This is a genomic window from Streptomyces sp. NPDC101110, from assembly GCF_044759525.1.
GTDB lineage: Bacteria > Actinomycetota > Actinomycetes > Streptomycetales > Streptomycetaceae > Streptomyces.
In genome coordinates, this window is the sequence record NZ_JBIVZM010000003.1 from 120,014 (window position 1) to 134,879 (window position 14,866).

Consider the following 14,866-nt stretch of genomic DNA (forward strand, 5'->3'; position numbering starts at 1 on the left):
CCTGCGGTGCCTGAGTCATGGACTCCCCCTCGTCGCTCATGCGCCCGGCCCCCTCCGGTCGTCCTCGGCCGCGTCCTGCCCCGGCACCCGCGGGCCGCCGAGCAGCTCCGCGGCCGCGTGCTGGAAGCGCAGCACCGCCTGCTCGGCGGCGCGCAGGTCGCAGGGGGCGCTCCACAGCATGCGGCGCGCCTTCTCGTACCGCTCCACCAGCAGCGCGTCCTCGGCGAAGCCGTGCCGGGCGACCTTCGCCTTGTACGCGTCGAGACGGCCGCGCAGCTCGGCGCGGACCGCCAGCGGGGCGGTGACCGCCGTCAGCGACTCGCGGGCCCGCAGCAGTTCGTCCTCGGCCTTCTGCTCCAGCGACTCCAGCAGCGGCGACAGCCGGTGCCACTGGGCCTGCCTGCGGTACTCGGCGGCAGCCGCCAGCTGCTCCTGCAGCACGGTCGGCGGTCCGCTGACGACCGGCACCTCCGTCGCCGCGATCTTCGCGAGGACCTCGCCGCGTGCCGTGCGCGCCTCGGCGAGCGTACGGTCCGCGCGGCTGAGGATGTCCCGCAGCCTCACGATGCGCTTCTCGGCGTCCTGCCGGACCGTCAGCACGGCGTCGATCTCGCGGCGGACGTCCTCCAGGGCGCGTGCCTCGCGGTCGTACACCGTCGTGTCCGGTCGGCCGCCGCCGGGCGCCGAACTGCCCTCCGCGGCCAGCCAGAACGCCAGCGGGTCCGAGACCACCTGCTCGCGCAGTTTGCTCAGTATCCGCGTGATGCGCTCCAGGTCGTCACCGGCCGGGTGCTCGCCGGGGCGCACGCCGACCGAGTGCGCGAGCCGCCGGGTGCGCTGGAGTTCGGCCGCGAGCAGGTCGATCCGGGCCGGCAGGGCCGACCAGACCGCGTCCGCGGCGACCACCATGTCCAGGCTCGCCGCGTACAGCTCGTTCATCCGGTCGACGAGGGTGCCGAGCGAGTAGCGCTCGCTGAGCTTCGTCGGACTGCCGTGCAGCGTCGGGGCGTTGGCCGTCGCCGTGGCGCTGCCCGCGACCGTGACGGACTCGCCGTTCAGCAGTTCCGTCAGTTCCACGAGGTCCTCGCGGCTGGACCAGCGGCGGCGGGAGCGGATGTCGCGGGCGGAGCGCAGCGCGTCGGTGTACGCGTCGAAGTACGTCCACAGCAGCGTGATCGACGCCTCCGTGGACGTCCAGCGCTCCTGGGTGACGCCGGTCAGCTCGGCGCCCTCCAGGAGTCTGCGGCCCGCGTGGTCCTGGAGGGCGAGGAGGGAGGTCTCGATCGCCTCGTGTTCCGCGCCGAGCCGCGCCAGCGCACGGTCCACCTCGTCCCGGTCCATCACCGGCCCGGTGGGTCCCGTGACGCCCATCGATCACCTCTCGCTGCGGTCGTGCCCGTCGGGGGGCTTGTCGTCGTGGTCCGGTCGTGTGCCGGTCGTCAGCTCGTGCGGAGGTACTGCGGTGCCGGGGGTTCCGACTTCTTCGCATCCTTGCCCAGTGTCGCCGACAGCCATTGGTCGTACGACGCCTGCCAGCCGTTCGCGGTGTCCTTGCGGTAGTCCACGAGGATCTGGTTGACCCGGCGTACCAGATCGTCCGCGTCCTTCTTCATCGCCACGCCGTAGTACTCGGCAGTGAAGGCGTCGCCCTTGAGCTGGACCGTCGGATCCTGTGCCGCCTGGCTCGCGGCGAGCGCGCCGTCGGTGACCACGGCGTCGACCTCACCGAGCTGGAGCCGCACCAGACAGTCGAGTTGGTTCGGGACGGTGGTGGATATGTCGGTGCTGGCGGGCAGTTCGCCCGCCTTCTGGTCCGCCTCTAGCGTGGAGTACGCCGTGGAACCGGCCGCCGTGCAGACCTTGCGGTCCGCGAGCGTGTCGTCGTAGCCCGTGACGGGCGAGGACTTCGGGGCGAGCACCTGCTGGCCCGTCTTGAAGTAGGGGGCGGAGAAGGCGACGTCGGCGATGCGGGCGCAGTTGATCGTCATCGTGCGGACGACCATGTCCACGCTGCCGTCCTGGATCGCAGGGATGCGCTGGTTGGTGGGGATCGCCTTGAACTGGACGGCGTCGGGGTCCCCGAGGACGTCCTCGGCGATGCGGTGGACCAGGTCGATGTCGAAGCCTTCGAGCTCCGCGGTCTTGCCGCTGTTGGGGTTGCGATAGCCCCACCGGTAGCTGTTCTGGTCGACGCCGACGACCAGCTTGCGCTTCTCGCCCTTGCGGTCCTTGATCGCCCGGATGGTGTCGCCGTCGGCGGACGAGGGGGCAAGGGTCTGCTTCTCGGGGGCCTCACAGTCCTCCTCCGCCCTGGCCTCGGCGGTGCGGGTGGTCGCGGTGGTGTTCTGGGCGGTCTTCGTGGTCGTGGTGAGCGGCAGGCACAGGGCCACCAGCGCCACCAGGGCGCAGACGACTGCCATCGCGGTCACTCCGCCCCAGCCCCTGAGCGTGTCTCGCACGGTCGTTCCTCCCTTCGCACCCGGCCCGTTCATCGGTACTCCGACAGCCTGCGGCCGATGCCCAGGACCGCGCCCGCCGCGCCCAGCACCGCCAGTGCCGCCACACCCGCGGGCATGCCCGTCAGCGCGTCCCGGCCGTCGCCCGCCGCGCGTTTGAACTCCGTCTCCTCGTGCGCCAGTGCCGTACGCAGGTTCTCGTCGACGCCGTCGAAGCACTCGCCGGTCGCGTCCTTGGCCCCGATGACCCTGTCCAGCGCCTGCTGGTAGTTGCCGTTCTCGTCCTGCTCGCGGGCCGCGCCGTGGCGCTTCTTCCACTCCTGCATGTTGCCCAGGGCGGCGGTGACGGGGCGTTCGCCCGAGGCGTCGTCGGCGAGCTTCTCGGCTGCCGCCAGGTGAGTGGCGAGGGCCTTGATGTCCGTGCCGAAGTCGTAGTCGTAGGCGTCGTAGGTCTCTTCGCCGACCTTCTTCGTCTCCGCGCCGCGGGCGACCAGGGTCAGGTTCTCGTTGCCCCTGGCCTTGAGGGAGGCGATGCGCGCGTCGTGCAGGACGTTCAGGGAGCGGACGCCGTGGTCGAAGGAGTCGTTCAGGCCGGCGCGGGCGAGGGTGTGGCCGACGACCAGCCAGAGCAGGACGACCGTCGCCGTGGCGGTCGCGGCGACCAGGCCGTGGTTGAGCACCCTGTTCGTCCGCCGGTAGTTGCGGTGCTGGGCCCAGGCGAGGGCGGCCAGGGCGGCGACGCCGAGGGCGATGGCCGCCCAGGGGTAGGGCGTGGCGGCCGCGTAGTCCGCGGCGAGGCGCTGGTTCTCCTTCTTGTAGAGGTCCTCCGCCGCCGGGAGCATCTGCTGCTGCATCTTCTCGTTGGCGTAGCGGAGGTAGGCGCCGCCGACCGGGAAGCCCTGCCGGTTGTACGTGCGGGCGCGCTCCACCAGGCCCTTGTACTCCGGGAGGAGTCTGTTGAGCTTGCCGATCGTGGCCGTGGACGGCGAGTCGGGGTCGGCGTTCGCGGCGGCGTTGACGAGTTTCTCGGCGGCCGTGCGGATGTCGCGCTCGTAGCGGTCGCGGGTGGCGGCCGATTCCTGACCGCCGGCGAGGAAGCCGCTGGAGGCGGCGGTGTTGGCGTCCGCGAGGGAGCGGTAGATGTCGGCGGCGTCCGAGCTGAGGGGCTGGCTGCGGGTGAGGACGTCGTCGGCTGCGGCCGCGCGCTCGGTCATCTGCCAGGCGGTGACGGTGCCGAAGGCGAGGACCAGGAGGGCCAGGAGGGCGCCGATGATGCGCAGACGGCCCGGCTCGGTGGTCGCGGCGGAGCGGAGCTGGTCCAGGCCCTCGGCGAAGGCGGTGCGGCGGGGGCCCGTCGGGGGAGTGGAGGTCGCCGGGGCGTTTCCGGGGGGCGGGGTGGGGGGTGCTGCCTGCGCCGGGACCGCCGGCAGGACGGGCAGGCCCGGGCCCGGTGGTGGCGGGCTGCTCTTCGGCGTGTACGTCACTGTGACCTCCCCCATGGTCATCCGTCGCCGCAAGTATCGCTGCCGGGGCCGACATCCGCACCGGCCTTGCCCTGATCTTGATCGGATCGCAGCGTGGCGCACCGCCCCTCGTCCCCCTCAGGAACACGTACGGCGAGGGGGTTCGGTTCCCTTGGGGTTTCCCGGCCGGCTGGTCCGGTCGGCCGCGGCCGGGAGTGCGACGGCGTCCAGGGGCTTGTCGAGGCGGCCCCGGACGAGGCGGTGCTGGCCGAGGCAGACCAGGGCGACGGCGCTTCCGAGAACCGCCCAGCCGAGGGGCCCGGTGGCGATGGCTGCGGAGACCGCGAGTGGTCCGACGCTGCGCTGGGCGGACTGCGCCATGCCGTGGACTCCGAGGTAGGCGCCCTGCGCCGTGTCGGGTGCGAGGGCGACGGACAGTTCCCAGGAGACGGTGGCGTGGAGCATCTCCGCCAGGGTGAACAGGACGGCCGAGGCGGTCATGAGCAGTACGGCGCTGACGGAGCCCCCCGTCGCCGAGAGGGCCATGGCGCCTCCGCCGAGTGCGAAGGTGGCGGAGAGCGGGAGCAGCAGGGAACGGGCGGCTGCGGTCGTGGCGCCGAGACGGGCGAGCGGGACCTGAAGTCCCACCACCATCACGTTGTTGAGGACCATCAGCAGGGGTGCCAGGCCGTGCGGGACGTCGCCGGCGTGGGCGATCCACAGGGGCAGACCGACCTTGAAGACGGCGTCGTCGATGAAGAGGACGGTCTCGGTGATGACGTAGGCGAGGTAGGTGCGGTCGCGCCAGGGGCCGGGCGGCCGGGCCGGTGCAGGGGTGTCGCCGGAGGCGGTGACCGTCCTGGACGGGGAGGGCGGTTCGCCGCAGCGCAGGGTGATCAGGGCGCAGGCGAGGAAGGAGAGCGCGTCGCCGAGGAGGAGCCACCGGTATGCGCCGGCGGAGCCGACGGCCAGGGCGGAGGCGGCGGCGAGCCCGCCCAGGGCCCAGCCGGCGTTGGCGACGGTGCGGTGCAGCGCTTGGTAGCGGACGCGTTCGGTTCCGGCGACACGGACGGCGTAGAGCTTGGTGAGCGTGCTGGAGGCCCGGTCTCCCAGGCTGCCGAGGGCGGAGTAGGCCAGGAGCAGGGCGAAGTGGTCGGTGGTCAGCAGGGCGAGGGAGGCCGCGCACCGCAGGAGCTGTGTGGCGATCAGGACGCGGGTCAGGGGCAGCCGGTCGGCCACGCGGCCGGCCAGTGGGGTGCCCGCGATGCCGACGACTCCGGCGGTGGCGGCGAGGGTGCCGATCTCGCCGACGGTGAGGTCGCAGACGTAGGTGAAGTAGAGGACGGAGACGGAGGCCCACAGGCCGCTGCCGATGCGGTCGACGAGGGCGGCGGCGACGATTCTGCGTCCGTCCGGGCCCCCGGGTATGCGTGTCGTCCAGGCCTTCGCGCGGCGCGTCGTCGGCACTGCTCCCCCTTGCGAGAAGTTATGTACTGGTACATAATTTCCAATGTGGCAACACAGTATGGGATCAGTGGTACGACGGCCAAGGGAATTGCCGCGTCCGTGGAACACGGCGTCGCCGAGGGGGCGTTGGCACCGGGGGCCGCTCTGCCCCCGGTGCGGCGGCTGGCGGACGAACTCGGAGTGAGCCCGGGGACGGTCGGCGCGGCCTACAAGGAGCTGCGCCGGCGCGGCATCGTGATGACCCGCGGCCGGGGCGGCACGGTCGTGGCCTCCGCGCCCGCGGTCGCGTCCCGCAGACCGCCGAAGGTCCCCGCCGGCCTGCGGGACCTGGCGGGCGGTCACCCCGATCCACGCCTGCTCCCCGATCCACACCTGCTCCCCGGCCACCTGCCGTCGGCGCCGGTGACCCCGGCGGCCCGGTGGCACCGTTCCGCGCCCAGGACGGCGCGGCTGGAGGAGACCGTGCGGGAGTGGCTCAGCCCGGACGGTGTGCCGGTGGACCACGTGACCTTCGCCCACGGCGCCCTGGACCTGATTGCGCGGCTGCTGTCCGTGGAGCTGCGGCCCGGTGACGCCGTCGCCATGGAGGACCCCGGCTACCACCATCTGCTGGACCTGGTCACGGCATTGGGACTGCGGGCGGTGCCCGTGGCCGTGGACGACGAGGGCCTGCGTCCCGACGCCCTGCGTGCGGCGCTGCGGGCCGGTGTGCGGGCGGTGGTGTGCAGCCCCAGGGCCCAGAATCCGTACGGCGGCTGCTTCTCCGCCGAGCGCCGCACCGCGCTGGTCGACCTGCTCCGGAAGGAACCCGATGTGCTGGTCGTGGAGAACGACCACGCTTCCGCGGTCGCCGACGCGCCCCTGCACTCGCTGGCCGCCGGGGGGCTGACGCGCTGGGTGCACGTGCGGACGGTGAGCAAGTTCCTGGGCCCGGACCTGCGGTGGGCCGCGGCGGCCTGCGACCCGGTCACACTGGCGCGCCACGACGGGCGGCTGCTGCTGACGTCGGGCTGGGTCAGTCACCTGCTCCAGGAGGCGGTGCACCAGCTGCTCACCGACGACGGCACCCGTGCGCTGGTGAACCGGGCGAGGCAGGCGTACACGCAACGCCGTGACGCGCTGATCGGGGAACTGCGCACACGTGGCCTCACCGGACACGGAAGCAGCGGCATGAACGTGTGGGTGCCGGTGCGCGACGAATCGGCCGTGGTCAACGGGCTGCGCACGCACGGCTGGTGGGTCGCGGCCGGAGCACGGTTCAGGCTGTCGGCCCCTGCCGGCGTGCGGATCTCCACCGCGTGCCTGGAACCGGCCGAGGCGGTGCGGCTGGCCTCGGACTTCGCCACCGTGCTCGGTGAATCCGAGGCCACGTACGGGGGCTGACGGGCCTGTCGGCGGTGCCCTTCGGGAAGGGCACCGCCGAAGCCCGCCCGGCTCACACCCCGTAGTACGTCCGCAGCCTCTCCTGCGCCCCCTCCCGCGCTCCGACGGTGTCCAGCCCCAGCAGTGCCGCGCCCAGGACCGGGGCGGCCGTCACCACCTGCGGCACCGCCTTCGGGGCGCGGGCTGACAGCAGGTGCTCGATGCGGTCGTTCAGCCGGGCGTGCCGGGCCGACAGGACGCCCCCGCCCAGGAGGACCGGGACCGGCTCGTCCAAAAGGTCCAGGCGGGTCAGGGCGACCACCGCCATGGCGACCACCTCCTCGGCCTGGCGTTCCACGATCGCGCGGGCGATCGTGTCGCCGTCGGCGGCGGTGGCGAAGAGGACCGGGGTCAGTTCGTGGCGCCGGAGCACCGGGATGCGCTCCAGGTGCAGCGCCTCCACGAGGGCGTACACCGACGGCAGTCCGAAGTGGGCGGGGAGGGTGCGGGACAGGGCGGTGGGAACACCGCGGCCGTCCTCCGCCCGGGACGCGTGCCACAGGGCCTCCTCGGACAGGCCCCAGCCGCCGCCCCAGTCCCCCGAGACCCTGCCCAGTGCCGGGAAGCGGGCCGTGCGGCCGTCGGGGCGCATGCCCACGCAGTTGATGCCCGCCCCGCAGACGACCGCCACGCCCCGGGGTTGCGTCGCACCGGCCCGCAGGATGGCGAAGGTGTCGTTGCGGACCGTCGCCGTCGCGCCCCACGCGCGGGCCCGCAGCGCCGCCGCCAACCGGTCCTCCTCCACGGGGAAGTCGGCGTTCGCCAGGCACGCCGAGACGTGCGTGACCGAGGTGAGCCCCGCGGTGGCCAGGGCCTTCGTCACGGTCTCGGCCAGGTCGTCCATCGCCGCGTCCACTCCCACGGCCGGCGGGCGGAAGCCGCCCCCGCGTGCCGTGGCGAGGACGTCCCCGTCCGCCGTCACGACCGCGACGTCCGTCTTGCTGTTGCCCGCGTCGATCGCGAGGACTCGTGCGCTCACGCCCACGCGAGGTGCTCCCGGTTGTGTGCGATCAGCCGGTCGGTGAGCGTCTCGGCGTACGCGTACTGCCCGACGAGGGGATGGGAGAGCAGGGCACGGAAGACACGGTCCCTGCCGCCGTGCAGGGCGGCCCGCAGGGCCAGGTCCTCGTAGGCGGTGACGCCGGCCATCAGGCCCGCGTGGAGCGGGTCCACGGGTGGCACGGGGAGCGGGGACGCGCCCTTTGCCCCCACGGCCGCCTGGACCTCGATCACCGCGTCGTCGGGGAGGAACGGCAGCGTGCCCCGGTTGTACGTGTTCACCACCTGGTACGGCGAGCCGCCGCCGCCCAGCAGGGCCGCCGCCAGGTCCACCGCGGCCTCCGAGTAGAAGGCACCGCCCCGCTTGGCGAGCAGCTCGGGCTTCTCGTCCAGGTCCGGGTCGGCGTACATGGTCAGCAACCGGCTTTCCATCTCCGCGACTTCGGCCGCCCGGGACGGCTTCGTCCCCAGTTCCCGTACGACCTCGTCGTGCGCGTAGTAGTAGCGCAGGTAGTAGGAGGGGATCACGCCCAGGGTGTCGAGCAGGGGGCGGGGCAGGCGGAGGTCGGCCGCGATCGTGTCGCCGTGCTCGCCCAGCAGTTTCGGCAGGACGTCCTCGCCCTCCGGGCCGCCGAGGCGTACGGCCGTCTCCCAGGTGAGGTGGTTGAGGCCGACGTGGTCCAGGTGGATCTCGGAGGCCTCCACGGACAGCAGGGCGGCGAACTTGCGCTGCAGGCCGATCGCCACGTTGCACAGGCCCACCGCCTTGTGGCCCGCCTGGAGCAGGGCGCGGGTCACGATGCCCACCGGATTGGTGAAGTCGATGATCCAGGCCCCGGGGTTGGTGCGGCGGACGCGGTCCGCGATGTCCAGGACGACCGGGACCGTGCGCAGGGCCTTCGCCAGGCCGCCGGCACCGGTGGTCTCCTGACCCACGCAGCCGCATTCCAGGGGCCAGGTCTCGTCCTGCTCGCGGGCCGCCTGGCCGCCGACGCGCAGTTGCAGCAGGACCGCGTCCGCGCCGTCCACCGCCGCGTCGAGGTCGGTCGTCGTGGTGACGCGGCCCGCGTGGTCCTGACGGGCGAAGATGCGGCGGGCCAGACCGCCGACGAGGTCGAGACGGTCCCGGGCGGGATCCATGAGGACCAGTTCCTCGACGGGCAGGGTGTCCCTCAGGCGGGCGAAGCCGTCCACGAGTTCGGGGGTGTAGGTCGAGCCTCCGCCGACCACGGTGAGTTTCATACAGGTCTAACCCTTTACTCCGGTGAGCGTGACACCCTCGACGAACGCCTTCTGGGCGAAGAAGAACACGAGGATCACGGGGGCCATGACCAGCACGGTGGCGGCCATGGTGAGGTTCCAGTCGGTGTGGTGCGCACCCTTGAACGACTCCAGGCCGTAGGAGAGCGTCCAGGCACCGGGGTTCTCCGAGGCGTAGATCTGGGGGCCGAAGTAGTCGTTCCACGCGTAGAAGAACTGGAAGAGCGCCACCGCGGCGATGCCCGGTTTCGCCATCGGGAGCACCACTCTCAGCAGGGTGCGCAGATCGCCGCAGCCGTCCACCTTGGCCGCGTCCACGTACTCGTCGGGGATCGTCGTCAGGAACTGGCGCAGCAGGAAGATCGAGAACGCGTCGCCGAACGCCATGGGGATGATCAGCGGCCAGAGCGAGCCGGACAGGTCCAGCTGCTTCGCCCAGAACAGGTACATCGGGATGACGACCACCTGCGGCGGCAGCATCATCATCGAGATGACCAGCATGAGCGCGAGATTGCGGCCCCGGAAGCGGAACTTGGCCAGGGCGTAGGCCACGGGGATCGAGGAGACGACCGTGAGGACCGTGCCCAGGCCCGCGTAGATCAGGGTGTTCTTCCACCAGGTGAGGAAGCCGGGGGTGTCGAACACCTTGGCGTAGTTGCCCCACTCCCAGGTGTGCGGGATCAGGTCGCGGCTGAGCGCCTGGCTGTCGCTCATCAGGGAGGTGAGGAGGACGAAGACGAAGGGGAGGGTGAAGAAGAGGGCCGCCGCGATGCCGAGCGAGTGGATCGCGATCCACTCCAGCAACGCCCTGCGGTGGGCCGTGCGTTCCGCCGGCGACGGGGGTGTCTTCAGCTCCAGGGGCTTGTCGAGCACCTGCGTCATCGTTCACCTGCCTGGATCAGGCCGCCCCGGCGGCGCATCAGAAGGGCTGTGCAGGCCATGGAGAGGGCGAAGAGGACCAGGGCCACGACACAGGCCGAGCCGTAGTCGAAGCGCTGGAACCCCAGGTTGTAGACGAGTTGGGGGAGGGTGAGGGTCGACTTGTCGGGGTAGCCGGGCTCGAACAGCGTGCCCGCGCCCTGGATCACGCCCGAGGCGACCTTTCCGGCGATCAGTGGCTGGGTGTAGTACTGCATCGTCTGGATCACGCCGGTGACGACCGCGAACATGACGATCGGCGAGATGTTCGGCAGCGTCACGTAGCGGAAACGCTGCCAGGGGCTCGCGCCGTCCAGTTCGGCCGCCTCGTACTGCTCCTTCGGCACGTCGAGCAGGGCGGCCATGAAGATGACCATCAGGTCGCCGATGCCCCACAGGGCCAGCAGGGTGAGGGCCGGCTTGGACCAGGTGGGGACGTTGAACCAGCCGGGGGTGGGCAGGCCGGCACTGTCGAGGAGCGAGTTGACCGGGCCCGTGCCGGGGTTGAGGAGGAAGGCGAAGGCCATCGTGGCCGCGACCGGCGGGGCCAGGTAGGGCAGGTAGAAGAGGGTGCGGAAGACACCCGTGGCCGTCTTGATCCGGGTGATCAGCAGGCCCACGCCCAGGCCGAAGGCGACCCGGAGCGTGACCATGACGACGACCAGCCACAGGGTGTTGCGCAGGGCGGGCCAGAAGAGGGAGTAATGCTCGAAGACGTACGCCCAGTTCTTCGTGCCCACCCAGACCGGCGGCTTGAAGCCGTCGTACCGCATGAACGAGAAGTAGACGGTGGAGATCAGGGGATAGGCGAAGAAGACCGAGAAGCCGATCAGCCAGGGCGACAGGAACGCCAAGGTGCGCAGGGTCGAGCGGCGGTGTTTCGCGCGCAAGGTGAGAGTGCTCATGGCCTACTTCGCCTGCGCGATGTCCGTGTCGATCTGCCGGGCGGTCTCCCGAAGGCCCTTCTTCAGGTCGGTCTCCTTACCGCTCTCGTAGGCGTAGCCGAACTCCTGGACGGTGGTGAGGTAGACGCCGCCGTTGACCGAGGCGGGAGCGGTGGTGGAGTGGGGGTTCGCGGCGATCTCCAGGAACGTCTTGAAGCGCGGGTCGTACTTCAGCTTGGGGGACTTCAGCGCCGCCAGCGTCGAGGGCACGTTGTGGATGGCGTTGGAGAAGTTCACCACCGCGTCCGTGTCCGTGGTCATGTACTTCACCAGCTCCCAGGCCGCGTTCTGCTTCTTACTGGTCGCGGCGATGCCGGCGATGGTGCCGGTGATGTAGCCCTTGCCGTACTGGCCGGCCTGGTCGTCGGGGACGGGCAGCGGGGCCACGCCGATGTCGAACGTCGGCTTGGCGTCCAGGGCCATGCCCAGGCGCCACTCGCCGTCGAGCTGCATGGCGACCTGGCCGGTGTGGAAGGGGTGCTTGGGGCCCCATTCGTCGCCGAGCTTGGAGCGGTAGGTCTCCAGCTTGCGGTAGCCGCCGAGCGTGTCGACGAGCTTCTTCTGCACCGTGAAGGCCTGGGCGAACGCCGGGTCCTTGCCGACGTTCGACTTGCCGTCCTTGTCGAAGTACGTCGGGGAGAACTGGCCGAGGTAGTGCTCGGTGGTGGTCTCCCAGCCGTGGTAGTTCGGCATGAAGCCGAGCTGCTTGTACGAGTCGCCCTGGGGGATCGTCAGCTTCTTCGCGACGCGTTCGAACTCCGACCAGGTCTTGGGCGGGGCGGTGATGCCGGCCTTCTCGAACGCCGTCTTGTTGTAGTAGAGGCCGTAGGCGTCACCCAGCAGCGGGACCGCGCAGCGGTTTCCGTCGAACCGGGTGTACTCGTTCATCGCCTTCGGGAAGGTCTTCTCCGGGTCGACGCCGGACCTCTCGAAGAACGGGTTGAGGTCCACCAGGGCGCCCGAGGAGCAGAACTTGCCGACGCTGTTCGTGGTGAACGACGAGATGACGTCCGGGGCCTTGGCGCCACCGGTGCGCAGGGCCTGGTTCATCTTGTCGTCCGTCATGTTGCCGACGACGTCGACGTGGATGTTGGGGTGCGCCTTCTCGAATCCGGAGACCAGGTCCTGGACGGCCTTCACCTCCGACGGTGCGCTCCAGGCGTGCCAGAAGGTGATGGTCGTCTCCTTGGACGCGTCGTCGCTCGCACCGGCGCCGGACTGGCCGGTGCACGCGGTGGCGAGGAGGACGAGGGATGCCGAGGCGGCGAGTGAGATGGATGTTTTTCTGGATATTCCGGGCATGGCGGAGCTCCACGAGGACGGGAAAGAGGGGGAGACGGGAGGTACGGAAAAGGGGTGGGGTCAGCGGGAGGTGTCGAAGACCTCGTCGCGCGTCGTCGCGAGGGCGCTCTCCAGCGCGCCGCGCAGCACGGGGTGTTCACGGACGTCGCCCACGACCAGGCGCGGGCGGGAGGCGGCCAGCTCCTCCAGTTCGGCCTGGACGAGGGCGCGCAGCGGTTCGCCGCCCGAGGTGAGGGAGGCGCCGCTCAGCACGACGAGTTCGGGGTCGAGGACCGAGACCAGCGAGGCCAGGCCGGTGGCCAGCCGGGTCGCGTAGGTCCCGAGGAGATGCCGGTGGGCGTCGTCGTCCGACCGCGCCGCCCTGGCGAGCAGTTCGGCGGCGGCCTCGGCGTACGGCCCCTGAGGGATGTCCTGGATGCCGAGCTCGCCGGCCAGCCGGGGAACGGCCTGCGATCCGGCGAGTTCCTGGTAGCCGCCGCTGTTGGCCTTGGTGACCTGGCGGACCAGGGGGGTGCCCGGCACCGGCAGGAAGCCGACCTCGCCGGCGCCGCCGGTCCAGCCGCGGTGCAGCCGGCCGCCCAGCACCAGGGCGGCGCCCAGGCCCTCCTCGTTCCACAGCAGCACGAAGTCGGTGTGGCCCCGGGCCGCGCCGAGGCGCTGCTCGGCGAGCGCGACCAGATTGACGTCGTTCTCGAACTCGAACGGCATCGGCAGCGCGGCGGCGAGCTCGTCCAGCAGGGTGGGGGAGTGCCAGCCGGGGAGGTGGGAGGCGTAGCGCAGCCGGCCGGTGGCGGGGTCGAAGGCGCCGGGAGTGCCGATGACCAGGCGGTGGATGTCGTCCCGGGCGAGGCCCGCCGCCTTCACCGCCCCGTCCAGGGCGTCGGTGACCTGCTGGACGACCGGGGTGCCGGTGCGCCTGCCGGGGGTGGGCAGCTCGTGGCGGCCGACCGTGCGGCCGGTGATGTCGGCGACGGCGGCGAGGATCCGCTGGGGGGTGACGTCGAGTCCGGCTGCGTACCCGGCCGCCGGATTGACCTCGTAGAGCTGGGCGCTGGGCCCCGGCCGGCCTTCGGTGGTGCCGGTGGCCAGGACGAGACCCGCCGCCTCCAGGCGGGCCAGCAACTGGGAGGCGGTCGGCTTGGACAGGCCGGTGAGCTTGCCGATCCGGGTGCGGGAGAGCTGTCCGTGCTCCAGCAGCAGGTCGAGGGCGGCCCGGTCGTTCATGGCGCGCAGGACGCGTGGGGTGCCCGGCGTGCCGGCGGTTCCTGCCATGCGTGTCCACACCTGCCCTTCGGCTGCTCAGCTTCTCAGTGATCAGGCGCGGAAGTCCATCGGACGGCCCTGCCTGGAGATCATTGTTAGGAAAGTTTCCTATCGGTGGGAGGAAGGTAGGCCCGGTGTCACACGGGCGTCAAGAGGGGAGGGGCCGTCGCGGGCCGGACCTGCCTGCCCGGCACGCCTGCCGGACATGCCGAGAGGGCGGTGTCCGGCAGAACCGGACACCGCCCTCCTTCGCGGGGTGTGCCGCTACTTCGTGGTGCTCGTCGGTGCGGGGGGAGCGAGCGGGGACGCCGCCGCCGACTGCGGGGACGCCGAGTTCGCGTACACCGACGGCGCGGCCATCCCCGCCGTCGGGTCGACGGGCTGCTCCTCCACCGGGGCCGTGGCGCCGCCCACGATCCGGATGTCCGCCGCGTCGAAGGCCCGCTTGACGCGCCAGCGCAGCTCGCGCTCCACGGTCAGGGACTTGCCGGGCATGGTCTTGGCCGTGACGCGCACGACCATGGAGTCCAGCAGCACGCTGTCCAGGCCCAGGACCTCGATCGGGCCCCACAGCAGTTCGTTCCAGGGCTCCTCGGCGCTCATCTTCTCGGCGACCTCGTCCAGGGTGGCCTTGACCTTGTCCAGGTCCTCGCCGGCGTGCACGGTGACGTCGACGTTGGCCGTGGCCCAGCCCTGGGAGAGGTTGCCGATGCGCTTGACCTCGCCGTTGCGGACGTACCAGATCTCACCGCCGTCGCCGCGCAGCTTGGTCACCCGCAGGCCGACCTCGATCACCTCACCGGAGGCGACGCCCGCGTCGATCGTGTCGCCGACGCCGTACTGGTCCTCCAGGATCATGAAGACGCCGGACAGGAAGTCCGTGACGAGGTTGCGGGCGCCGAAGCCGATCGCGACACCGGCGACACCGGCCGAGGCCAGCAGCGGGGCGAGATTGATCTGGAAGGTGCCGAGGATCATCAGCGCCGCGGTGCCGATGATCAGGAACGACGCCACCGAGCGGAGCACCGAGCCGATGGCCTGCGAGCGCTGCCGCCGGCGCTCGACGTTCACGAGCAGTCCGCCCAGCGCGCTGCCGTCCACGGACTGGACGGTCCGGTTCATACGGTCGATCAGCTTGGTGATCGCCCGTCGCACGAAGACCCTCAGCACCGCGGCTATCACCACGATGAGCAGGACCCGGAGTCCGATCGCCAGCCACGTCGACCAGTTCTGCTCGACCCAGCCGGCGGCGTTCGTCGCGCTCTCCTGGGCATCCTGGAGCGAAGGCACTCTCGGGGACGGGGTCTCCGAGGGGGTCGGCGACGGTGACGGGTCGGCGGCCATCAGGACGGCGTCCGCGAGGGACAGGGAC

At 71.4% G+C, this 14,866-nt stretch carries 12 protein-coding genes; 1 reads left to right on the forward strand and 11 read right to left on the reverse strand.

Annotated features, from left to right (window positions below; translation table 11 throughout):
- Nucleotides 1-36 precede the first annotated feature (36 nt).
- The 4 genes from ACIQU3_RS06825 to ACIQU3_RS06840 form a co-directional block, all read right to left on the reverse strand.
- The gene (locus ACIQU3_RS06825; RefSeq protein WP_403726230.1) at nucleotides 37-1,371 is read right to left on the reverse strand and encodes a hypothetical protein; all 1,335 of its coding nucleotides are present in this window, start codon (nucleotides 1,369-1,371) and stop codon (nucleotides 37-39) included.
- A gap of 68 nt (nucleotides 1,372-1,439) precedes the next feature.
- Nucleotides 1,440-2,492, reverse strand: coding sequence for a glutamate ABC transporter substrate-binding protein (locus ACIQU3_RS06830; protein ID WP_403726227.1), 1,053 nt, complete (start codon nucleotides 2,490-2,492; stop codon nucleotides 1,440-1,442).
- A complete protein-coding gene (locus ACIQU3_RS06835) occupies nucleotides 2,489-3,940 on the reverse strand; it encodes a hypothetical protein (RefSeq protein ID WP_403923689.1) in 1,452 nt (483 codons plus the stop codon). The genes ACIQU3_RS06830 and ACIQU3_RS06835 overlap by 4 nt, the downstream gene beginning before the upstream one ends.
- A 117-nt stretch (nucleotides 3,941-4,057) precedes the next feature.
- The gene (locus ACIQU3_RS06840; RefSeq protein ID WP_403726218.1) at nucleotides 4,058-5,386 is read right to left on the reverse strand and encodes an MFS transporter; all 1,329 of its coding nucleotides are present in this window, start codon (nucleotides 5,384-5,386) and stop codon (nucleotides 4,058-4,060) included.
- A 45-nt stretch (nucleotides 5,387-5,431) separates the two neighbouring features.
- Here ACIQU3_RS06840 and ACIQU3_RS06845 point away from each other — a divergent pair, with 45 nt between their 5' ends.
- Nucleotides 5,432-6,769, forward strand: coding sequence for an aminotransferase class I/II-fold pyridoxal phosphate-dependent enzyme (locus tag ACIQU3_RS06845; RefSeq protein WP_403726215.1), 1,338 nt, complete (start codon nucleotides 5,432-5,434; stop codon nucleotides 6,767-6,769).
- 52 nt (nucleotides 6,770-6,821) lie between these two features.
- On the opposite strand, the gene ACIQU3_RS06850 is transcribed toward ACIQU3_RS06845, so the two are convergent.
- From ACIQU3_RS06850 to ACIQU3_RS06880, 7 genes are all read right to left on the reverse strand, one after another.
- Nucleotides 6,822-7,793, reverse strand: a complete 972-nt coding sequence (locus ACIQU3_RS06850; protein WP_403923692.1) for an N-acetylglucosamine kinase — start codon at nucleotides 7,791-7,793, stop codon at nucleotides 6,822-6,824.
- The gene (locus ACIQU3_RS06855) at nucleotides 7,784-9,049 is read right to left on the reverse strand and encodes a 6-phospho-beta-glucosidase (RefSeq protein ID WP_403923695.1); all 1,266 of its coding nucleotides are present in this window, start codon (nucleotides 9,047-9,049) and stop codon (nucleotides 7,784-7,786) included. The genes ACIQU3_RS06850 and ACIQU3_RS06855 overlap by 10 nt, the downstream gene beginning before the upstream one ends.
- Before the next feature lie 6 nt (nucleotides 9,050-9,055).
- Nucleotides 9,056-9,949, reverse strand: coding sequence for a carbohydrate ABC transporter permease (locus ACIQU3_RS06860; RefSeq protein WP_403726206.1), 894 nt, complete (start codon nucleotides 9,947-9,949; stop codon nucleotides 9,056-9,058).
- On the reverse strand, nucleotides 9,946-10,890 hold the full coding sequence (locus tag ACIQU3_RS06865) for a carbohydrate ABC transporter permease (protein WP_403923698.1): 945 nt from the start codon (nucleotides 10,888-10,890) through the stop codon (nucleotides 9,946-9,948). Before ACIQU3_RS06865 ends, ACIQU3_RS06860 begins: the two co-directional genes overlap by 4 nt.
- Nucleotides 10,891-10,893: 3 nt before the next feature.
- Nucleotides 10,894-12,231 carry an ABC transporter substrate-binding protein gene (locus ACIQU3_RS06870; RefSeq protein WP_403923701.1) on the reverse strand — a complete coding sequence of 446 codons (1,338 nt, stop codon included), beginning with the start codon at nucleotides 12,229-12,231 and terminating at the stop codon, nucleotides 10,894-10,896.
- 60 nt (nucleotides 12,232-12,291) lie between these two features.
- On the reverse strand, nucleotides 12,292-13,503 hold the full coding sequence (locus tag ACIQU3_RS06875; RefSeq protein WP_403923705.1) for an ROK family protein: 1,212 nt from the start codon (nucleotides 13,501-13,503) through the stop codon (nucleotides 12,292-12,294).
- Between the two features lie 255 nt (nucleotides 13,504-13,758).
- Nucleotides 13,759-14,838: a mechanosensitive ion channel family protein gene (locus ACIQU3_RS06880; RefSeq protein ID WP_403727188.1), complete on the reverse strand. Its 1,080-nt coding sequence runs from the start codon at nucleotides 14,836-14,838 to the stop codon at nucleotides 13,759-13,761.
- Nucleotides 14,839-14,866: the final 28 nt, after the last annotated feature.